General features: G+C 69.8%; 29 protein-coding genes. 1 reads left to right on the forward strand and 28 read right to left on the reverse strand.

Translation table 11 applies throughout. The features are described 5' to 3' along the window. Positions 1–18: 18 nt before the first annotated feature. Positions 19–1,098, forward strand: coding sequence for a hypothetical protein (locus LPU61_RS09350; RefSeq protein ID WP_043965551.1), 1,080 nt, complete (start codon positions 19–21; stop codon positions 1,096–1,098). Between the two features lie 29 nt (positions 1,099–1,127). On the opposite strand, the gene truA is transcribed toward LPU61_RS09350, so the two are convergent. The 28 genes from truA to rplB form a co-directional block, all read right to left on the reverse strand. After that, on the reverse strand, positions 1,128–1,973 hold the full coding sequence (gene truA, locus LPU61_RS09355; RefSeq protein WP_043965549.1) for a tRNA pseudouridine(38-40) synthase TruA: 846 nt from the start codon (positions 1,971–1,973) through the stop codon (positions 1,128–1,130). 70 nt (positions 1,974–2,043) lie between these two features. Continuing rightward, complete coding sequence (gene rplQ, locus LPU61_RS09360) at positions 2,044–2,610, reverse strand: 50S ribosomal protein L17 (RefSeq protein ID WP_043965547.1); 567 nt, start codon at positions 2,608–2,610, stop codon at positions 2,044–2,046. Between the two features lie 34 nt (positions 2,611–2,644). Then, positions 2,645–3,667 (reverse strand): DNA-directed RNA polymerase subunit alpha, encoded by a 1,023-nt coding sequence (locus LPU61_RS09365; protein WP_007073009.1) that lies wholly within the window; start codon positions 3,665–3,667, stop codon positions 2,645–2,647. A 98-nt stretch (positions 3,668–3,765) separates the two neighbouring features. After that, complete coding sequence (rpsD, locus tag LPU61_RS09370) at positions 3,766–4,392, reverse strand: 30S ribosomal protein S4 (RefSeq protein ID WP_043965544.1); 627 nt, start codon at positions 4,390–4,392, stop codon at positions 3,766–3,768. Positions 4,393–4,406: 14 nt separating this feature from the next. Next, positions 4,407–4,814, reverse strand: a complete 408-nt coding sequence (rpsK, locus tag LPU61_RS09375; RefSeq protein ID WP_007073011.1) for a 30S ribosomal protein S11 — start codon at positions 4,812–4,814, stop codon at positions 4,407–4,409. A gap of 18 nt (positions 4,815–4,832) precedes the next feature. Next, positions 4,833–5,213, reverse strand: a complete 381-nt coding sequence (gene rpsM / locus LPU61_RS09380) for a 30S ribosomal protein S13 (protein WP_043965541.1) — start codon at positions 5,211–5,213, stop codon at positions 4,833–4,835. 256 nt (positions 5,214–5,469) lie between these two features. Continuing rightward, positions 5,470–5,583 (reverse strand): 50S ribosomal protein L36, encoded by a 114-nt coding sequence (gene rpmJ, locus LPU61_RS09385; protein WP_043965539.1) that lies wholly within the window; start codon positions 5,581–5,583, stop codon positions 5,470–5,472. Positions 5,584–5,679: 96 nt separating this feature from the next. After that, entirely contained in the window at positions 5,680–5,901 is a 222-nt protein-coding gene (gene infA / locus LPU61_RS09390; RefSeq protein WP_007073013.1) for a translation initiation factor IF-1, read from the reverse strand. A 286-nt stretch (positions 5,902–6,187) separates the two neighbouring features. Next, a complete protein-coding gene (gene map, locus LPU61_RS09395) occupies positions 6,188–7,039 on the reverse strand; it encodes a type I methionyl aminopeptidase (RefSeq protein ID WP_043965536.1) in 852 nt (283 codons plus the stop codon). A 133-nt stretch (positions 7,040–7,172) separates the two neighbouring features. Beyond that, positions 7,173–7,826: an adenylate kinase gene (locus LPU61_RS09400; RefSeq protein WP_043965534.1), complete on the reverse strand. Its 654-nt coding sequence runs from the start codon at positions 7,824–7,826 to the stop codon at positions 7,173–7,175. Next, a complete protein-coding gene (gene secY / locus LPU61_RS09405; protein ID WP_043965532.1) occupies positions 7,827–9,155 on the reverse strand; it encodes a preprotein translocase subunit SecY in 1,329 nt (442 codons plus the stop codon). It abuts the gene before it with no gap. A 235-nt stretch (positions 9,156–9,390) separates the two neighbouring features. Beyond that, positions 9,391–9,834, reverse strand: coding sequence for a 50S ribosomal protein L15 (gene rplO, locus LPU61_RS09410; protein WP_043965531.1), 444 nt, complete (start codon positions 9,832–9,834; stop codon positions 9,391–9,393). Continuing rightward, a complete protein-coding gene (gene rpmD, locus LPU61_RS09415; RefSeq protein WP_043965530.1) occupies positions 9,834–10,016 on the reverse strand; it encodes a 50S ribosomal protein L30 in 183 nt (60 codons plus the stop codon). Before rpmD ends, rplO begins: the two co-directional genes overlap by 1 nt. Beyond that, entirely contained in the window at positions 10,016–10,630 is a 615-nt protein-coding gene (gene rpsE / locus LPU61_RS09420) for a 30S ribosomal protein S5 (protein ID WP_007073019.1), read from the reverse strand. The genes rpmD and rpsE overlap by 1 nt, the downstream gene beginning before the upstream one ends. A gap of 33 nt (positions 10,631–10,663) precedes the next feature. Next, a complete protein-coding gene (rplR, locus tag LPU61_RS09425) occupies positions 10,664–11,041 on the reverse strand; it encodes a 50S ribosomal protein L18 (protein WP_176734116.1) in 378 nt (125 codons plus the stop codon). An 8-nt stretch (positions 11,042–11,049) separates the two neighbouring features. Beyond that, positions 11,050–11,592, reverse strand: coding sequence for a 50S ribosomal protein L6 (gene rplF, locus LPU61_RS09430; RefSeq protein WP_043965528.1), 543 nt, complete (start codon positions 11,590–11,592; stop codon positions 11,050–11,052). Positions 11,593–11,608: 16 nt separating this feature from the next. Continuing rightward, on the reverse strand, positions 11,609–12,016 hold the full coding sequence (rpsH, locus tag LPU61_RS09435) for a 30S ribosomal protein S8 (protein WP_043965527.1): 408 nt from the start codon (positions 12,014–12,016) through the stop codon (positions 11,609–11,611). A gap of 118 nt (positions 12,017–12,134) precedes the next feature. Next, complete coding sequence (locus LPU61_RS09440; RefSeq protein ID WP_007073023.1) at positions 12,135–12,320, reverse strand: type Z 30S ribosomal protein S14; 186 nt, start codon at positions 12,318–12,320, stop codon at positions 12,135–12,137. Position 12,321: 1 nt separating this feature from the next. Continuing rightward, the gene (rplE, locus tag LPU61_RS09445) at positions 12,322–12,891 is read right to left on the reverse strand and encodes a 50S ribosomal protein L5 (RefSeq protein WP_043965524.1); all 570 of its coding nucleotides are present in this window, start codon (positions 12,889–12,891) and stop codon (positions 12,322–12,324) included. After that, positions 12,891–13,211 carry a 50S ribosomal protein L24 gene (gene rplX, locus LPU61_RS09450; RefSeq protein ID WP_007073025.1) on the reverse strand — a complete coding sequence of 107 codons (321 nt, stop codon included), beginning with the start codon at positions 13,209–13,211 and terminating at the stop codon, positions 12,891–12,893. The genes rplE and rplX overlap by 1 nt, the downstream gene beginning before the upstream one ends. Continuing rightward, positions 13,208–13,576: a 50S ribosomal protein L14 gene (gene rplN, locus LPU61_RS09455; RefSeq protein ID WP_007073026.1), complete on the reverse strand. Its 369-nt coding sequence runs from the start codon at positions 13,574–13,576 to the stop codon at positions 13,208–13,210. The genes rplX and rplN overlap by 4 nt, the downstream gene beginning before the upstream one ends. 97 nt (positions 13,577–13,673) lie before the next feature. Beyond that, positions 13,674–13,955, reverse strand: coding sequence for a 30S ribosomal protein S17 (gene rpsQ, locus LPU61_RS09460; protein ID WP_043965522.1), 282 nt, complete (start codon positions 13,953–13,955; stop codon positions 13,674–13,676). Then, complete coding sequence (gene rpmC / locus LPU61_RS09465; RefSeq protein ID WP_007073028.1) at positions 13,952–14,188, reverse strand: 50S ribosomal protein L29; 237 nt, start codon at positions 14,186–14,188, stop codon at positions 13,952–13,954. The genes rpsQ and rpmC overlap by 4 nt, the downstream gene beginning before the upstream one ends. Next, positions 14,188–14,613 (reverse strand): 50S ribosomal protein L16, encoded by a 426-nt coding sequence (gene rplP / locus LPU61_RS09470; protein ID WP_043965519.1) that lies wholly within the window; start codon positions 14,611–14,613, stop codon positions 14,188–14,190. Before rplP ends, rpmC begins: the two co-directional genes overlap by 1 nt. Positions 14,614–14,616: 3 nt before the next feature. Further along, positions 14,617–15,471: a 30S ribosomal protein S3 gene (rpsC, locus tag LPU61_RS09475; protein WP_043965517.1), complete on the reverse strand. Its 855-nt coding sequence runs from the start codon at positions 15,469–15,471 to the stop codon at positions 14,617–14,619. Further along, entirely contained in the window at positions 15,471–15,929 is a 459-nt protein-coding gene (gene rplV, locus LPU61_RS09480; protein WP_043965515.1) for a 50S ribosomal protein L22, read from the reverse strand. The genes rpsC and rplV overlap by 1 nt, the downstream gene beginning before the upstream one ends. A 39-nt stretch (positions 15,930–15,968) precedes the next feature. Beyond that, a complete protein-coding gene (rpsS, locus tag LPU61_RS09485) occupies positions 15,969–16,250 on the reverse strand; it encodes a 30S ribosomal protein S19 (RefSeq protein ID WP_007073032.1) in 282 nt (93 codons plus the stop codon). Between the two features lie 12 nt (positions 16,251–16,262). Beyond that, on the reverse strand, positions 16,263–17,102 hold the full coding sequence (gene rplB / locus LPU61_RS09490) for a 50S ribosomal protein L2 (protein WP_043965513.1): 840 nt from the start codon (positions 17,100–17,102) through the stop codon (positions 16,263–16,265). Between the last annotated feature and the right edge of the window lies 1 nt (position 17,103).

Consider the following 17,103-nt stretch of genomic DNA (forward strand, 5'->3'; position numbering starts at 1 on the left):
GCCCCTACTCTGGGTCGCATGGTGTATCGGTACGAGTCCGATGAGGACGCTTTCGAGGGGCACCCCGGGCCGGGGTCGGACCTGTCGGTGGCCTGGAACCGCCCGCCCGCCCGTACCGGGCCCGCGCCGTCCCGCTTCCCGACGCCGTCACTGCCCCGGACCAGCCGGATCGCGCTGCCCGCGGCCGCCCCGCCCCCGGCGTCGGCCTTCGCACCGCCGCCACCGGCCGCGCCCCGCCCCGCCCCGCCGGCCGGCGGGTACGCCACCACGCAGCCGCTGCACCTCCCCCGGTCCCGGCGCGCCCGGGACACCGGCCGCCACCGCGCCCGGCTCTGGCAGGTGGTGTTCGGCGGGGCGGCGGTCCTGGCGCTGTTCGCCCTCTGCGGCCTCGGCGGCGCCGCGCTGCTGGCCAACCGGGCCACCGACCCCCAGGTCGCGCCGAGCCCGCCGGCCGCCGCCGCCCCGTCGCCGTCCCAGACCGAACGGCAGGACATCGACTCGCGGGACACCGACTCCGCTCCCCTGACGGTCAAGGAGGTCTTCCCCGGCCGGCAGGTCACGGTCGGCGACGGCGCGGACCCGTACGAGGTGCTCAAGACCCAGTCCAGCGGCAGCTGCGCGGTCGCCGCCAGCGGCGAGGTGGCGGACCTGCTCGCCACGCTCGGCTGCAACCAGGTGGTCCGGGCGAGCCTGCGCTCCCCCGACGGGGACCACCTGCTCACCGCCGGGCTGTTCAACCTGACCGACAAGGCCACCGCCCAGCGCGTCCGGGACCGGCTGCGGCAACTGCTCGACGAGCGGGAGGGCCGGTTCCGCGGCCTGCCGGCCGGGGACGACACCGAGGCGCTGACCGAGGCCCCCGCCCGGGTCGGCTGGCAGGTACGCGGCCACTACCTCGCGTACTGCCTCGTGGTCCGCGCCGACGGCGAACCGGTCAAGGCCGCCGACCCGGCGGTACGCGAGATCCTCTTCGACCTGATCGAGACGCACCTCACCAAGGGGGTGCTGGAGCGCCGGGCCACCGGCGGCAGCGCCGGCCAGCCGACGACCACCCCGAGCGGCAGCGACGAGGACGACAGCGACAGCGAGAACGACTGAGGCGACGGCGGGAACGGCCGGGACGGCTCTCAGCCCTCGACGGCGGGCCCGCCCGTGGGCACGCGGAGCCGGCGGGTCGCCTCGGCGCGGCGGGCGTACTCGGCGGGGTCGTCGGGATAGCCGACGGCGACCAGCGTGAGCCCGTGCGCCGGGGCCACCGTCACCTCGCTGGACCGCTCCCGCCGGGTCAACAGGCTGCCCGGCCACTGCACCGGACGCCGCCCGTCCCCCGCCACCAGCATCGCCCCGACCAGGCTGCGCACCATCGCCTGGCAGAACGCGTCGGCCTGGACGGTGGCGACCAGCAGGCCGTCCGGGTCGCGCCGCCAGTCCAGCCGGGTCACCTCGCGCAGGGTGGTGGCGTGCTCCTTGCGCCGGCAGTACGCGGCGAAGTCGTGCTCCCCCACCAGCCCCGCCGCCGCGGCGTTGAGCAGGTCGAGGTCGAGCGGCCTCGGCCAGGCCAGCACCTCGTGCCGGCGCAGCGGCTCGGCGCCGAAGGGCGCGTCGGTCACCCGGTACTCGTAGCGCCGGAAGGTCGCCGAGAACCGGGCGTCGAAGTCCGCCGGCACCGGCGTCATCGCCCGCACCCGCACGTCGGTGGGGAGCAGCCGGGCCAGCCGGCGCAGCAGCCGCCCCTCGTGCCCGGCCCACACGGCCGCCGGCAGGTCGAGGTGGCAGACCTGGCCGGTGGCGTGCACCCCGGCGTCGGTCCGCCCGGCCACGGTCAGCCCCGTCGCCACGCCCGCGCCGAGGACCAGGTCCAGGGTCTCGGCGAGCACGCCGGCCACCGTCCGCCGGGTCGGCTGGGCCGCCCAACCGGAGAAACCGGTCCCGTCGTACGCGACCGCCAGCCGCAGCCGGACCCGCTCGTCCACCTCGTACCTCCTCACGGGTCGGGCCCGGCACCCCAGGAAGGGATGCCGGGCCCGACGGTGCTGCCGTTGCTCAGGCCTTGTTCTCGGTGCCCTCGGCGGCCTCGTCGCTGTCCTCGCGGGCGGCGGCGGTGTCACCGGACGCCGACACCGGCGCCTCGGAGTCCTGGTCGGCCTGGGCCGACGCCGGGGTCTCCTCGGCCGGGGCGAGCGCCTCGACCTTGTCCTGCTGCGCGGCCTTGCGGGTCGCGGTCTTCTTGTTCGCCTTCGGCTCGGCGACCTGAAGCTCCTCGACCAGCTCGATGATCGCCATCGGAGCGGCGTCACCCTTGCGCGGGCCGGTCTTCACGATCCGGGTGTAGCCACCCGGACGGTTCGCGTACCGGGGCGCGATCTGGTCGAACAGGGCGTAGACCACGTCCTTGTCCTTGACGACGCCCAGCACCCGCCGCCGGGAGGCGAGGTCGCCCCGCTTGGCCTTGGTGATGAGCTGCTCGGCCAGCGGACGCAGCCGCCGGGCCTTCGTCTCGGTGGTCTGGATCTTGCCGTGCTGGAACAGCGCGGTGGCCAGGTTGGCCAGCATCAGCCGCTCGTGCGCGGGGCTGCCGCCGAGGCGGGGGCCCTTGGTGGGCGTGGGCATGCTTGGTGCTCCTCAGGTGTGGCGGCAGCGGGGACTAGAGCTGCTCGGTCTCGCGGTAGTCGTCGGTGTCGTAGTCGGCCTCACCGAAGGCGTCCACGACGTGCGCCGGGTCGAAGTTCGGGGCCGAGTCCTTCAGCCCCAGACCCATCCCGGCCAGCTTCATCTTGACCTCGTCGATCGACTTCTGGCCGAAGTTGCGGATGTCGAGGAGGTCGGCCTCGGTGCGCCCGATCAGCTCACCGACGGAGTTGATGCCCTCGCGCTTGAGGCAGTTGTAGGAGCGGACGGTCAGGTCCAGCTCCTCGATCGGCAGGGCCAGGTCCGCCGCCAGCTGGGCGTCCTGCGGGGACGGCCCGATGTCGATGCCCTCGGCGGTCTCGTCCAGCTCCCGGGCCAGCCCGAAGAGCTCCACCAGCGTCGAACCGGCGGAGGCCAGCGCGGTGCGCGGGCCCATCGACGGCTTGGTCTCGACGTCGATGATCAGCCGGTCGAAGTCGGTCCGCTGCTCGACCCGGGTCGCCTCGACGCGGTACGTCACCTTCAGCACCGGCGAGTAGATCGAGTCGACCGGGATCCGGCCGATCTCGGCGCCGGCCTGCTTGTTCTGCGCCGCCGTCACGTAGCCGCGACCCCGCTCGACGGTCAGCTCCATGTCGAGCCGGCCCTTGCCGTTGAGGGTGGCGAGCTTCAGGTCCGGGTTGTGCACCGAGACGCCGGCCGGGGGCTGGATGTCGCCCGCCGTCACGTCGCCCGGGCCCTGCTTGCGCAGGTACATGCTGACCGGCTCGTCGTGCTCGGAGCTGACGCACAGCTCCTTGATGTTCATGACGAGCTCGACCACGTCCTCCTTGACACCGGGGATCGTGGTGAACTCGTGCAGCACGCCGTCGATCTTGATGGAGGTGACCGCCGCACCCGGGATCGACGACAGCAGCGTGCGCCGCAGCGAGTTGCCCAGGGTGTACCCGAAGCCCGGCTCCAGCGGCTCGATGGTGAACCGGGAGCGGGTCTCGTTGATCGACTCTTCGGACAGAGACGGTCGCTGGCTGATGAGCATGTCTTCTCTTCTCTTCCGGGACGCCCGCTATTTGACGTCCGCGACACAAACCGTTCCGGTGGCCCGCCCCGCAGGGCGGACCACCGCAACGAGCCCGACTACTTGGAGTAGAGCTCGACGATCAGCTGCTCCTGGACCTGGGTGTCGATCACCTGGCGGGCCGGGAGCGAGTGCACGAGCACCTTCATCTGGCTCGGGATGGCCTCCAGCCACGCCGGAACCGTCTTGGAGCCGGCCTCGGCCTGCGCCACGATGAACGGGGTGAGCTCCTTGCTCTTGCCCCGGACCTCGATGATGTCGTGCTCCTTGACGCGGTACGACGGGATGTCGACCTTCTTGCCGTTCACCGTGAAGTGACCGTGCTTGACCAGCTGGCGGGCCATGTCCCGGGACTTGGCGTAGCCGGCCCGGTAGACCACGTTGTCCAGCCGCGACTCGAGGATCTGCAGGAGGACCTCACCGGTCTTGGCCTGCTTGGCCACGGCCTCCTCGTAGTAACCGCGGAACTGCTTCTCCAGCACGCCGTACACGCGGCGGGCCTTCTGCTTCTCACGGAGCTGGAGCAGGTACTCCGTCTCCTTCGTGCGGCCGCGGCCGTGCTGCCCGGGCGGGAACGGCCGGGACTCGAACGGGCACTTCGGGCCATCGCACTTGCTGCCCTTGAGGAACAGCTTCATCTTCTCCCGCCGGCAACGGCGGCAGTCAGCACCGGTGTAACGAGCCATCTCTCTCTAACCTCTCAGACCCGGCGACGCTTCGGCGGACGGCACCCGTTGTGCGGCTGCGGGGTCACGTCGGAGATCTGACCGACCTCCAGCCCGACGGCCTGCAGCGAACGGATGGCGGTCTCCCGGCCGGAGCCGGGGCCCTTGACGAACACGTCGACCTTGCGCATGCCGTGCTCCATCGCCCGACGCGCGGCGGCCTCGGCGGCCAGCTGCGCGGCGAACGGGGTCGACTTGCGGGAGCCCTTGAAGCCCACCTGGCCGGCCGAGGCCCAGGAGATGACCGCACCGGTCGGGTCCGTGATGGACACGATGGTGTTGTTGAAGGTGCTCTTGATGTGCGCCTGCCCGTGGGCGACGTTCTTGCGTTCCTTGCGCCGGACCTTCTTGACGGCGGCTCCGGCACGAGCCTTCGGTGGCATAAGTCTGTGCGCTCCTAATTACTTCTTGCCGGGCTTCTTCTTGCCGGCGACGGTCCGCTTCGGGCCCTTGCGGGTGCGGGCGTTGGTCCGCGTCCGCTGGCCACGCACCGGGAGACCACGGCGGTGGCGGATACCGGCGTAGCAGCCGATCTCGACCTTGCGGCGGATGTCAGCGGCGACCTCGCGGCGCAGGTCGCCTTCAACCTTGTAGTTGCCCTCGATGTGGTCGCGGAGCTGGACCAGCTCCTCGTCCGTGAGGTCCCGAGCGCGCTTGTCCGGAGAGATACCGGTCGCGGCGAGCGTCTCCAGGGCACGGGTGCGGCCGACCCCGAAGATGTAGGTGAGCGCGATCTCCATCCGCTTCTCGCGGGGGAGGTCCACGCCGACTAGACGAGCCATGTGCGGGCGTACTCCTTGTGGTTTCCTGGCGGAGGTCTGCACCCGCCCCACCCCGCTCCGGTCGTCCGACCGGCGCCGTGGCGCCGGGAGGAACGACCGCTGCCCGAGCGGGCCCCGGCCTCCGACCGGGGGTCAACCACGCAGGGGTACGCGATGCGCACCGCTCGCGGCTGGGACGAGCTGATGATGTGTTGGCTGGATCTGCGACGCCGGGACCGGACCGACCGGCCGTGGATTCACGGTCGGTCGGGCTGGATCAGCCCTGGCGCTGCTTGTGGCGCGGGTCGCTGCAGATGACCATGACCCGGCCGTGCCGGCGGATGACCCGGCACTTGTTGCAGATCCTCTTGACGCTCGGCTTGACCTTCACGGTTGCCTTACTTCCCATCTGGCCCGGAGGCGCGACGACGCGCGACGCCGGACGTCGAGGACGGACACGGGGACTACCCGGCCGTCGTCAGGTCGCTTACTTGTAGCGGTAGACGATGCGCCCGCGGGTCAGGTCGTACGGCGAGAGTTCGACGACGACGCGGTCCTCCGGCAGGATGCGGATGTAGTGCTGCCGCATCTTGCCACTGATGTGAGCCAGCACCTTGTGACCGTTCGCGAGCTCCACCCGGAACATGGCGTTCGGCAGGGGCTCGATGACCCGACCCTCGATCTCGATGGCTCCGTCTTTTTTCGGCATGTCCTCCGCTGTCCTGACGTCGGTTACTCCGGACGGCCCACAACGTCTTACACGGGCCCCGACGGTTGTCGGGTGCCCGCGCCAGCCGCGGCTCCGGCCCCACCGAAGCGCAGGGTGGGCATGCCGGAGTGGACGCTGTGCGCCGATCAGAAAGTGTACGCCCGCCTGCGCGCCGCCGCCAAACCGGCCACCCGTCAGGTCACCCGGCCGGATTACTTCCCGCCCCGCCCGGGGCCGGGAGTGACGGGGGTCACCCCTCTCGCCGACCGGAGGGGCCACCCGACGGTCAGATCGCCGGCGAGTCGGCGGGCTGGCGGGCGGTCACCAGATCACCCAGGCGCCCCCGGCCGCCGTCGAACGCGGTCAGCACCCAGACCCCGTCCGGGAGCAGCGCCATCGAGTGCTCGACGTGCACCGCCATCGAACCGTCCCGGGTGACGACGGTCCAGCCGTCGGCCAGCTCGACCGTGCGGGGCGAGCCCATCGTGATCATCGGCTCGATGGCCAGCGCCATGCCGTGCACCAGTCGGGGGCCCTTGCCGGGCCGGCCGTGGTTGAGCACGTGCGGATCCTGGTGCATCTCGGTGCCGATGCCGTGCCCGCCGTACCCGTCGACGATGCCGTACCGACCGCCCCGGCGGACCGCGTTCTCCACCGCGTGCGAGATGTCGGTGAGCCGGCCGCGACCGTTGGCCGCCCCGCGCGCCGCCGCCGCGATCCCGGCCCACATCGCGTCCTCGGCCACCGCGGCCATCTTCAGCAGCGCCGGGTCGACCTCCCCCACGCCGACCGTGATCGCGGCGTCGCCGTGCCAGCCGTCGAGCACCGCGCCGCAGTCGATCGAGATCAGGTCGCCCTCCCGGAGCACCTGGGCGGGCGACGGGATCGCGTGCACCACCTGCTCGTTGACCGACGAGCAGATCGAGGCCGGGAAGCCGTGGTAGCCCTTGAACGACGGGACCGCCCCCGCCTCCCGGATGGTCGACTCGGCGATCGCGTCCAGGTCGGCGGTGCTGACCCCGGGGGCCACCGCCTCCCGCATCCGACGCAGCGCCTCGGCCACCACGAGGCCGGCGGCGCGCATCTTCTCGATCTGGTCGGGGGTCTTCAGCTGGATGTCCAGCTGGGGACGACGCATGGGGCCGTTACCTTTCGTCGCGCGGAGCAGCGGGGCACGTCGCACGTACCCCGCTGTTCGCACTCTATCCGCCGGGACCCCGGCGTCCGCCAGTCGCCGGACGACCTTCCGTCAGCCGCGGTGCGACCGTTCGTCAGCCGCCGTACGAGCGCAGGGCGTCGATGGCGCGGACGGTGACGTCCTCCACCGGGCCGGTGGCGTCGATGCCCACCAGCTTGCCCTGGGCGCCGTAGTAGTCGACCAGCGGCGCGGTCTTGTCCGCGTACTCGCGCAGCCGGGCGGCGATGGTCTCGGGCTTGTCGTCGTCGCGCTGGAACAGCTCGGCGCCGCAGCGGTCGCAGATGCCGTCCCGGGTGGTCGCGTCGAACTCGACGTGCCAGATCTTGCCGCAGCCCCGGCAGGTGCGCCGGCCCGACAGCCGCCGGATCACCTCGTCGTCGTCGACGACCAGCTCCAGCACCAGGTCCAGTGCGGTGCCCAGGTCAGCGAGGAGCTTGTCCAGCGCGGCGGCCTGCGGCGTGGTGCGCGGGAAGCCGTCGAGCAGGAAGCCCTCCGAGGCGTCCGGCTCGGCGAGCCGGTCCCGGACCATGTTGATGGTCACCTCGTCCGGGACCAGCTTGCCCGCGTCCATGTAGCGCTTCGCCTCGACACCCAACGGCGTGCCCTGCGAGACGTTCGCCCGGAAGATGTCACCGGTCGAGATCTTCGGCACCGAGAGGTGAGCGGCGATGAACTCCGCCTGTGTGCCCTTGCCCGCCCCCGGCGGGCCAACCAGAACGAGTCGCATCTACCGCAGGAACCCTTCGTAGTTCCGCTGCATGAGTTGGCTCTCGATCTGCTTCACGGTCTCCAGACCGACGCCGACCATGATGAGCACAGCGGTGCCGCCGAACGGGAAGTTCTGGAACTGCTCGCTGTTCAGCCAGATGAAGAAGAAGTTCGGCAGGATCGAGACGATGCCCAGGTAGAGCGCGCCCGGCAGGGTGATCCGGCTGAGGATGAAGTCGAGGTAGTCGGCGGTCGGCTTGCCGGGGCGGATGCCCGGCACGAAGCCGCCGTACTTCTTCATGTTGTCCGCGACCTCGGTCGGGTTGAACGTGATCGACACGTAGAAGTACGTGAAGAAGATGATCAGCAGGAAGTAGATCGCGATGTGCAGCGGGCTCGACGGGTCGACCACGTTGTTCTGGATCCAGGCCTGGGTCTTGCCCGGGTTCGTCTGGTCGAAGAACTGGAGCGCCAGCTGCGGCAGGTAGAGCAGCGACGAGCCGAAGATGACCGGGATGACACCCGCCTGGTTGACCTTCAGCGGGATGTAGGTCGAGGTGCCGCCGTACATCCGCCGGCCGATCATCCGCTTGGCGTACTGCACCGGGATCCGGCGCTGCGCCTGCTCGATGAACGTCACCGCGGTGATGACCACCAGGACCAGCGCCAGCACCAGGAAGAACTTCCACCAGCCCTGCTGGGTCTTGATCCGCCAGCCCTCGCTGGGGAGGCGGGCCGCGATCGAGGTGAAGATCAGCACCGACATGCCGTTGCCGACGCCCCGGTCGGTGATCAGCTCGCCGAGCCACATCACCACGCCGGTGCCGGCGGTCATCGTCATGACCAGGATCGTCAGCGTCAGCCAGTCCGGGATGCCGGTGCCCTTGGGCACGATCGGGAACTGGTCGCACTGGTTGTTGAACAGCTGCCCCGAGCGGGCCAGCGCCACGAACGCCGACGACTGGAGGATGCCCAGGCCGAGCGTCAGGTAGCGGGTGTACTGCGTGATCTTCGCCTGGCCGGCCTGGCCCTCCTTGCGGAGCTGCTCCAGCCGCGGGATGACCACGGTGAGCAGCTGCAGGATGATCGACGCTGTGATGTAGGGCATGATGCCCAGCGCGAAGACCGAGAGCTGCAGCAGCGCCCCGCCGGAGAAGAGGTCCAGCAGGTTCAGCACCCCGGTGTTCGCGCTGCCGATGGTGTCGAGGCACTTCTGGACGTTGCCGTACGAGACACCAGGGCTGGGCAGGGTGGCGCCGAGCCGGTAGACGGCAATGATGCCTACCGTGAACAGCAGCTTCTTGCGCAGGTCAGGCGTACGGAACGCACTGAGAAAGGCGGACAGCAACTTCTTCCTCCTGCGCGAGGCGGGCCGCCGGTGGTGGTCCCTGGCGGATCGGGGTGGGTGCCGGGCGAGCGCCCGATATCCATAGCTGGGATGGGAGCCTAACAGCCCCGTCCCGGTCCGGGCAGGTGTGCCCGGCTACATAAATCGAATCCGATATTACCCGGTGGAGACGCCCGGGGTAGACCGAGGCGCCCGCCCAGTCACGAAGAACTGAGCGGGCGCCACGGACACTGCCTTACAGCTCGGTGACCGAGCCACCGGCGGCGGTGATCTTCTCCTTGGCCGACGCGCTGAACGCCTGCGCCGACACCTGGAGAGACACGCCGTTCAGGTCGCCGGTGCCGAGCACCTTGACCGGGTGACCCTTGCGGACCGCGCCGGCCTCGACCAGCTCCTGCGGGCCGACCTGACCGCCGTTCGGGAACAGCTCGGCGAGCTTGTCCAGGTTGACCACCTGGAAGACCACCTTGAACTTGTTCTTGAAGCCCTTCACCTTCGGCAGGCGCATGTGGATGGGCATCTGCCCACCCTCGAACGCCGCCGAGATGTTCTTGCGGGCCTTGGAACCCTTGGTACCGCGGCCGGCGGTCTTGCCCTTGGAGCCCTCACCGCGACCCACGCGGGTCTTCGCGGTCTTGGCACCGGGCGCCGGGCGCAGGTGGTGGACCTTGATCGTCATTACTCGACCTCCTCGACCTTCACGAGGTGGTTGACCGCGAAGATCATGCCCCGGATCTCGGGACGGTCCTCCTTGACCACCACGTCGTTGATCCGCTTCAGGCCGAGCGAACGCAGCGACTCACGCTGGTTGCGCTTGGCACCGATCTCGGACCGGAGCTGGGTGACCTTCAGGCGAGCCATCAGGACGCCACCCCCGCCCGCGACGCGAGCATCGCGGCCGGCGCGACGTCCTCGACCGGCAGGCCGCGACGGGCCGCGACGGCCTCCGGGGACTCCAGCCCCTTCAGCGCCGCCACCGTGGCGTGCACGATGTTGATCGGGTTGGACGAGCCGAGGCTCTTGGAGAGCACGTCGTGGATGCCCGCGCACTCCAGCACGGCACGCACCGGACCACCGGCGATGACGCCCGTACCGGCGGAGGCCGGCTTGAGCAGCACCACGCCGGCGGCGGCCTCACCCGTCACCGGGTGCGGGATCGAGGAAGCGATCCGCGGCACCTTGAAGAAGTGCTTCTTGGCCTCCTCGACGCCCTTGGCGATCGCCGCGGGCACCTCCTTGGCCTTTCCGTAGCCCACACCGACGGTGCCGTCGCCGTCGCCGACGATCACCAGGGCGGTGAAGCTGAAGCGACGACCACCCTTCACGACCTTGGCGACGCGGTTGATCGCGACGACCCGCTCAAGGTGCGGGGTCTTCTCGACGGGCGCGTTTCCGCGGCCGCCCTCACGGCGGTTGTCGCGGCGACCACCCTCGTTGCCACCGGACCCGCCGCCACGGCGCTGTTGACCTGGCATCAGCAGCCTTCCTTCTCTCTCGTGACGGGGTTTCTAGAACTCGAGCCCGGCTTCGCGGGCGGCGTCGGCAAGCGCGGCGACCCGCCCCGCGTACCGGTTGCCACCGCGGTCGAAGACGACCTTCGAGACGCCGGCGGCCTTGGCCCGCTCGGCGAGCAGGGCGCCGACCTTGCCGGCCAGGGCGCTCTTGTCGCCCTCGGTGCCGCGCACCGACGCGTCGAGGGTCGAGGCCGACGCCAGGGTGTGGCCCTTGGTGTCGTCGACGACCTGCGCGACGATGTGACGCAGCGACCGGGTGACGACCAGGCGGGGACGCTCGGGGGTGCCGCTGACGTTCTTGCGGACCCGGAAGTGTCGACGCGCACGGCCGACGGCGCGCTTGGCGGCGACGCCGCGGCGACGCTTGAGCAGCGTGGCGCTCACTTCTTACCTGCCTTTCCGGCCTTGCGGCGGATGACCTCGCCCTGGTACTTCACGCCCTTGCCCTTGTAGGGCTCCGGCGGGCGGATCTTCCGGATGTTGGCGGCGACCTCACCGACGAGCTGCTTGTCGATGCCGGCCACGTGGAAGACGGTCGGCTTCTCCACCGTGAAGGTGATGCCGTCCGGCGCGGGGACCAGCACCGGGTGCGAGAACCCGAGCGCGAACTCCAGGTCCTTGCCCTTGGCCGTGACCCGGTAACCGGTGCCGGCGATCTCCAGGCTCTTGCGGTGGCCCTCGGTCACGCCGACGATCATGTTGGCGATCAGGGTCCGGCTCAGGCCGTGCAGTTCCTTGGCCTTGCGCTCGTCGTTCGGCCGGTTGACCTGAAGCTGACCGTCCTCGGCCCGCTCCGCGGTGATCGGCTCGGCGAGCACGTGCGTGAGCTCGCCCTTCGGGCCCTTGACCTTGACGGCCTGGCCGTCGATCGTGATGTCGACGCCGGCAGGCACCGGGATCGACTTACGTCCAATACGCGACATTTCTACCTGTCTCCCGTTACCAGACGAAGGCGAGGACTTCCCCGCCAACGCTCCGCTTGCGGGCCTGCCGGTCGGTGAGCAGCCCCTGGGACGTCGAAATGATCGCCACGCCCAGCCCGCCGAGCACCCGCGGGAGCCCGTCCGACTTGGCGTACACCCGGAGACCGGGCTTGGACACGCGCTTGATGCCGGCCAGGCTCCGCTCGCGGTTCTGGCCGTACTTCAGCTCGACGACCAGTCGCTTGCCGACGGCGCCCTCCTCGGGCTCCTCGACCGACCAGGTGGCGATGTAGCCCTCGGACATCAGGACCTCGGCGATGTTCGCCTTGATCTTGGAGTAGGGCATCGTCACCCGGTCGTGGTACGCCTGGTTGGCGTTACGCAGACGCGTGAGCATGTCTGCGATCGGGTCGGTCATCGTCATGGATTTCGTCAGCCTTTCTCGCCGGGGTTCCCGGGGCGGTCAGCCCCGGGCCTACGGCGAAGAGCAATACATGATCGGTGCAAGGGGGCCCCGGCCGGCAGCCGGGGCGCGGTCGCCCTTACCAGGAAGCCTTGGACACGCCCGGCAGCTCACCGCGGTGGGCCATCTCCCGGATGCAGACCCGGCAGAGACCGAACTTGCGGTAGACCGCCTTCGGACGCCCGCACCGCTGGCAGCGGGTGTACGCGCGAACCGAGAACTTCGGCTTCGCGGCCGCCTTGAGGATCAGCGCCTTCTTGGCCATCTCAGTTCTCCTTGAACGGGAAGCCCAGGAGCTTGAGCAGCGCCCGGCCCTCGTCGTCGGTCGTGGCGGTCGTGACCACCGTGATGTCCATGCCCCGCTGGCGATCGATCTTGTCCTGGTCGATCTCGTGGAACACCGACTGCTCGGTCAGGCCGAACGTGTAGTTGCCGTGCCCGTCGAGCTTGCGCCCGTCCAGCCCGCGGAAGTCGCGGATACGCGGCAGCGCGATGGAGAGCAGGCGGTCCAGGAACTCCCACATCCGGTCGCCGCGGAGGGTGACCTTCGCGCCGATCGGCATGCCCTCGCGGAGCTTGAACTGCGCGATGGACTTGGTCGCCCGCCGCACCTGCGGCTTCTGGCCGGTGATGGTGGCCAGGTCCCGCACGGCGCCGTCGATCAGCTTGGCGTCCCGGGCGGCCTCGCCGACACCCATGTTCACGACGATCTTGACCAACCGCGGCACCTGCATGGGGTTGCCGAAGTTGTGCTGCTCCTGCAGCTTGGCCACGATCTCGTTGCGGTACCGCTCCTTGAGGCGCGGCATGGTCTTGGTTTCGGTAGCCGTGGTCATCACAGGTCCTTACCGGTGCTACGCGCGATGCGGACCTTCTGGCCGTTGTCGTCGATCCGGTACCCGACGCGGGTCGGGTTACCGTCGGAGTCCACGACCATCACGTTGGAGACGTGGATCGGCGCCTCCTGGGTGACGATGCCGCCGGTCTTGGCGCCACGCTGGGTGGTGCTGATGCGGGTGTGCTTCTTGACCCGGTTCACGCCCTCGACCAGGACCTTGTCCTGCCGCGGGTAGGCCGCGATGACCTTGCCCTTGGCACCCTTGTCCTTGCCGGCGATGACGACGACCGTGTCGCCCTTCTTGACCTTCACGGTCACAACACCTCCGGCGCGAGGGAAATGATCTTCATGAACCGCTTGTCCCGCAGCTCCCGACCCACCGGGCCGAAGATACGGGTACCGCGCGGGTCCCCACCGTCCTTGATGATGACGGCGGCGTTCTCGTCGAAGCGGATGTACGAGCCGTCCGGCCGCCGCTTCTCCTTGGCGGTGCGGACGACGACGGCCTTGACGACGTCGCCCTTCTTCACACCGGCACCCGGGATCGCGTCCTTGACCGTGGCCACGATGACGTCGCCGATGCTCGCGTAGCGCCGACCGGAGCCACCGAGAACCCGGATGCACAGGATCTCCCGGGCACCCGTGTTGTCGGCGACGCGCAGTCGCGACTCCTGCTGAATCACGTCTATCTCCTATGTCTGCCGGTTCTCCGGCCGCCTGCCGCGGCCGGAGCCTGGCGGAACCTGCGCCCGACTGACGCCGGGCGAGCTCGAGCCTTCGCTACTTGGCCTTTTCCAGGATCTCCACGAGCCGCCACCGCTTGGTGGCGGACAGCGGCCGGGTCTCCATGATCAGGACCCGGTCGCCGATGCCGGCGGCGTTCTGCTCGTCGTGCACCTTCAGCTTGCTGGTACGACGCATGATCTTGCCGTACAGCGCGTGCTTGACCCGGTCCTCGACCTCGACGACGACGGTCTTTTCCATCTTGTCGCTGACCACGAGGCCCTCGCGCACCTTGCGGCGGGCCCGCGCGGCGGCGGTGGTGGCGGTGTTCTCACTCATGACGCAGTCACCTCAGTCGGCGCGGCAGAGAGACCCAGCTCGCGCTCACGCATGATCGTGTAGATCCGGGCGATCTCCCGACGGATGACCTGCAGCCGCCGGTTGTTGTCCAGCTGACCGGTTGCGGCCTGCACGCGGAGGTTGAACAGCTCCGCCTTGGCCTCGCGCAGCTTCGTGACCAGCTCCTCCTCGGAGAGCTCACGCAGCTCGGAGGCCTTAACGCCCGCTGCCATCAGGATTCACCCACTTCGCGCGTAACAATGCGGCACTTCATCGGGAGCTTGTGGATCGCGCGACGCATCGCCTCTCGCGCGATCTGCTCGTTGGGGAAGGACATCTCGAACAGGATCCGCCCCGGCTTGACGTTGGCGACCCACCACTCGGGCGAGCCCTTGCCGGAACCCATCCGGGTCTCGGCCGGCTTCTTGGTCAGGGCCTGGTCCGGGAAGATCGAGATCCAGACCTTACCGCCACGCTTGATGTGACGGGTCATCGCGATACGCGCCGACTCGATCTGCCGGTTCGTCACGTACGCCGGCTCGAGAGCCTGGATCCCGAACTCGCCGAACACCACGCGGTTGCCACCCTTGGACGCGCCGTGGCGGTCCGGGTGGTGCGGCTTGCGGAAGCCCTTCGGGGGCTTGCGCGGCATCAGCATCTGTCAGCCCTCCTGCTGCGTTTCTGCCGCGGCGGCGACGGCGGACGCGTCCACCGGCTCGCCACTCGGCGTCTCGGCCTGCTGCGCGATCGTGGTCGCGGCAGCCCGGCCGGCCTCGGTGCCACCGGCGGTCGTGCCGGACGAACCGGACCGACCACGGCGCGGCCGCTCGGGGCGGTCGCCGCGCTCACGGCGCGGGCGCGACGGAGCCTCGGCCGGAGCCTCCCGACCCGGCACCGCGTCACCCTTGTAGATCCAGACCTTCACGCCGATCCGGCCGAAGGTGGTACGGGCCTCGAAGAAGCCGTACTCGATGTTGGCCCGCAGCGTGTGCAGCGGAACCCGGCCCTCGCGGTAGAACTCGGTCCGGCTCATCTCGGCGCCGCCGAGGCGACCCGAGACCTGCACCCGGATGCCCTTGCAGACCGGGTTCTTCATCGCCGACTGCATCGCCTTGCGCATCGCCCGACGGAAGCTGACCCGGCTGGAGAGCTGCTCGGCGACGCCCTGGGCGACCAGCTGCGCGTCCGACTCGGGGTTCTTCACCTCGATGATGTTCAGCTGCACCTGCTTGCCGGTGAGCTTCTCCAGCTCGCCGCGGATCCGGTCGGCCTCCGCACCCTTACGGCCGATGACGATGCCCGGCCGGGCGGTGTGGATGTCGACGCGGACCCGGTCCCGGGTGCGCTCGATGTCGACCTTGGAGATGCCGGCCCGCTCGAGCCCCTTGGACATCATCCGGCGGATCTTGACGTCCTCGCCGATGTAGTCCTTGTAGAGCTTGTCCGCGAACCAGCGGGACTTCCAGTCGGTCGAGATGCCGAGCCGGAACCCAGTGGGGTGAACCTTCTGACCCATTACTCGGCGCCCTCCGTCTTGCTCTCCGTCTCAGCGGCCGCAGGCTGCTGCGCCGGGGCGGCCTTCTTCGCCGCGGACTTCTTCGGCGCGGCCGGCGCGACCGCCTCGACCGCCACGGTGATGTGGCAGGTGCGCTTGCGGATCCGGTACGCCCGGCCCTGCGCCCGCGGCCGGAACCGCTTCATCGTCGGGCCCTCGTCGACGAACGCCTCGCTGACGAGCAGCGCGTCGGGGTCCAGCCGCTCGTTGTTCTCCGCGTTGGCGATCGCGCTAGCGAGCACCTTGTACACCTGCTCGCTCGCAGCCTGCGGCGCGAACTGCAGCACCGTGAGCGCCTCCTTCGCGGGCAGGCCGCGGACGAGGTTGACCACCCGGCGCGCCTTCATCGGCGAGATGCGCACGTGCCGCGCAACCGCCCGCGCGCCCGGAAGCACCGGAGCGTCGCCCTTTCCTGGCATCGCTGTAACCCCTTGTTCCTCTATCCGTATGCCCGCGGCTCAGCGCCGGCGGCTCTTCCGGTCGTCCTTCTCGTGACCCTTGAAGGTGCGGGTCAGCGCGAACTCGCCGAGCTTGTGCCCGACCATCGCCTCGGTGACGAACACCGGGACGTGCTTGCGTCCGTCGTGCACGGCGATCGTGTGGCCGAGCATCTCGGGGATGATCGTCGAGCGCCGCGACCAGGTCTTGATGACGTTCTTCGAGCCCTTGTCGTTCTGCGTCTCCACCTTCTTGAGCAGGTGGTCGTCGACGAACGGGCCCTTCTTCAGGCTGCGAGGCATGTCTTATCTCCCTCAGCCGCGCTTACGCGTGGCGTAGCGGCGGCGGACGATCAGCCGGTCGCTCGGCTGGCCCTTACGACGGGTGCGGCCCTCGGGCTTACCCTGCGGGTTGACCGGGTGGCGACCACCGGAGGTCTTGCCCTCACCACCACCGTGCGGGTGGTCGACCGGGTTCATGGCGACACCACGGACGGTCGGGCGCTTGCCCTTCCACCGCATCCGGCCGGCCTTGCCCCAGTTGATGTTCGACTGGTCGGCGTTGCCGATCTCGCCGACGCTGGCGCGGCAGCGCACGTCGACCCGCCGGATCTCGCCGGACGGCATACGCAGGGTCGCGTACGCGCCCTCCCGGCCGAGCAGCTGGATGCCGACGCCGGCCGAGCGGGCCAGCTTGGCACCGCCACCCGGACGAAGCTCCACGTTGTGGATCGTCGTACCGACCGGGATGTTGCGCAGCGGCAGGTTGTTGCCGGGCTTGATGTCGGCGCCCGGACCGGACTCGACCGCGTCGCCCTGCTTCAGGTCCTTCGGCGCGATGATGTACCGCTTCTCGCCGTCGGCGTAGTGCAGCAGCGCGATGCGCGCGGTGCGGTTCGGGTCGTACTCGATGTGCGCGACCTTCGCCGGGACGCCGTCCTTGTCGACCCGCTTGAAGTCGATCAGACGGTACTGGCGCTTGTGGCCGCCACCGTGGTGCCGCGCGGTGATCCGGCCGTGGGCGTTACGCCCGCCCTTCTTCGGCAGCGGAACCAGCAGCGACTTCTCGGGCGTCGACCGGGTGATCTCGGCGAAGTCGGCGACGCTCGAGCCACGCCGGCCCGGCGTCGTCGGCTTGTACTTACGGATAGCCATT

The sequence above is a fragment of the Micromonospora sp. NBRC 110038 genome (assembly GCF_020884815.1).
GTDB lineage: Bacteria > Actinomycetota > Actinomycetes > Mycobacteriales > Micromonosporaceae > Micromonospora > Micromonospora haikouensis.

What these genes read in the sequence shown, in the direction of transcription:
- LPU61_RS09350 (WP_043965551.1), top strand. Translation starts at nt 19, where the DNA reads ATGGTGTATCGGTACGAGTCCGATGAGGACGCTTTCGAGGGGCACCCC.
- rplQ (WP_043965547.1), bottom strand. Translation starts at nt 2,610, where the DNA reads ATGCCCACGCCCACCAAGGGCCCCCGCCTCGGCGGCAGCCCCGCGCAC.
- LPU61_RS09365 (WP_007073009.1), bottom strand. Translation starts at nt 3,667, where the DNA reads ATGCTCATCAGCCAGCGACCGTCTCTGTCCGAAGAGTCGATCAACGAG.
- rpsD (WP_043965544.1), bottom strand. Translation starts at nt 4,392, where the DNA reads ATGGCTCGTTACACCGGTGCTGACTGCCGCCGTTGCCGGCGGGAGAAG.
- rpsK (WP_007073011.1), bottom strand. Translation starts at nt 4,814, where the DNA reads ATGCCACCGAAGGCTCGTGCCGGAGCCGCCGTCAAGAAGGTCCGGCGC.
- rpsM (WP_043965541.1), bottom strand. Translation starts at nt 5,213, where the DNA reads ATGGCTCGTCTAGTCGGCGTGGACCTCCCCCGCGAGAAGCGGATGGAG.
- infA (WP_007073013.1), bottom strand. Translation starts at nt 5,901, where the DNA reads ATGCCGAAAAAAGACGGAGCCATCGAGATCGAGGGTCGGGTCATCGAG.
- map (WP_043965536.1), bottom strand. Translation starts at nt 7,039, where the DNA reads ATGCGTCGTCCCCAGCTGGACATCCAGCTGAAGACCCCCGACCAGATC.
- LPU61_RS09400 (WP_043965534.1), bottom strand. Translation starts at nt 7,826, where the DNA reads ATGCGACTCGTTCTGGTTGGCCCGCCGGGGGCGGGCAAGGGCACACAG.
- rplO (WP_043965531.1), bottom strand. Translation starts at nt 9,834, where the DNA reads ATGACGATCAAGGTCCACCACCTGCGCCCGGCGCCCGGTGCCAAGACC.
- rpmD (WP_043965530.1), bottom strand. Translation starts at nt 10,016, where the DNA reads ATGGCTCGCCTGAAGGTCACCCAGCTCCGGTCCGAGATCGGTGCCAAG.
- rpsE (WP_007073019.1), bottom strand. Translation starts at nt 10,630, where the DNA reads ATGCCAGGTCAACAGCGCCGTGGCGGCGGGTCCGGTGGCAACGAGGGT.
- rplF (WP_043965528.1), bottom strand. Translation starts at nt 11,592, where the DNA reads ATGTCGCGTATTGGACGTAAGTCGATCCCGGTGCCTGCCGGCGTCGAC.
- rpsH (WP_043965527.1), bottom strand. Translation starts at nt 12,016, where the DNA reads ATGACGATGACCGACCCGATCGCAGACATGCTCACGCGTCTGCGTAAC.
- LPU61_RS09440 (WP_007073023.1), bottom strand. Translation starts at nt 12,320, where the DNA reads ATGGCCAAGAAGGCGCTGATCCTCAAGGCGGCCGCGAAGCCGAAGTTC.
- rplE (WP_043965524.1), bottom strand. Translation starts at nt 12,891, where the DNA reads ATGACCACGGCTACCGAAACCAAGACCATGCCGCGCCTCAAGGAGCGG.
- rpsQ (WP_043965522.1), bottom strand. Translation starts at nt 13,955, where the DNA reads ATGAGTGAGAACACCGCCACCACCGCCGCCGCGCGGGCCCGCCGCAAG.
- rpmC (WP_007073028.1), bottom strand. Translation starts at nt 14,188, where the DNA reads ATGGCAGCGGGCGTTAAGGCCTCCGAGCTGCGTGAGCTCTCCGAGGAG.
- rplP (WP_043965519.1), bottom strand. Translation starts at nt 14,613, where the DNA reads ATGCTGATGCCGCGCAAGCCCCCGAAGGGCTTCCGCAAGCCGCACCAC.
- rpsC (WP_043965517.1), bottom strand. Translation starts at nt 15,471, where the DNA reads ATGGGTCAGAAGGTTCACCCCACTGGGTTCCGGCTCGGCATCTCGACC.
- rplV (WP_043965515.1), bottom strand. Translation starts at nt 15,929, where the DNA reads ATGCCAGGAAAGGGCGACGCTCCGGTGCTTCCGGGCGCGCGGGCGGTT.
- rpsS (WP_007073032.1), bottom strand. Translation starts at nt 16,250, where the DNA reads ATGCCTCGCAGCCTGAAGAAGGGCCCGTTCGTCGACGACCACCTGCTC.
- rplB (WP_043965513.1), bottom strand. Translation starts at nt 17,102, where the DNA reads ATGGCTATCCGTAAGTACAAGCCGACGACGCCGGGCCGGCGTGGCTCG.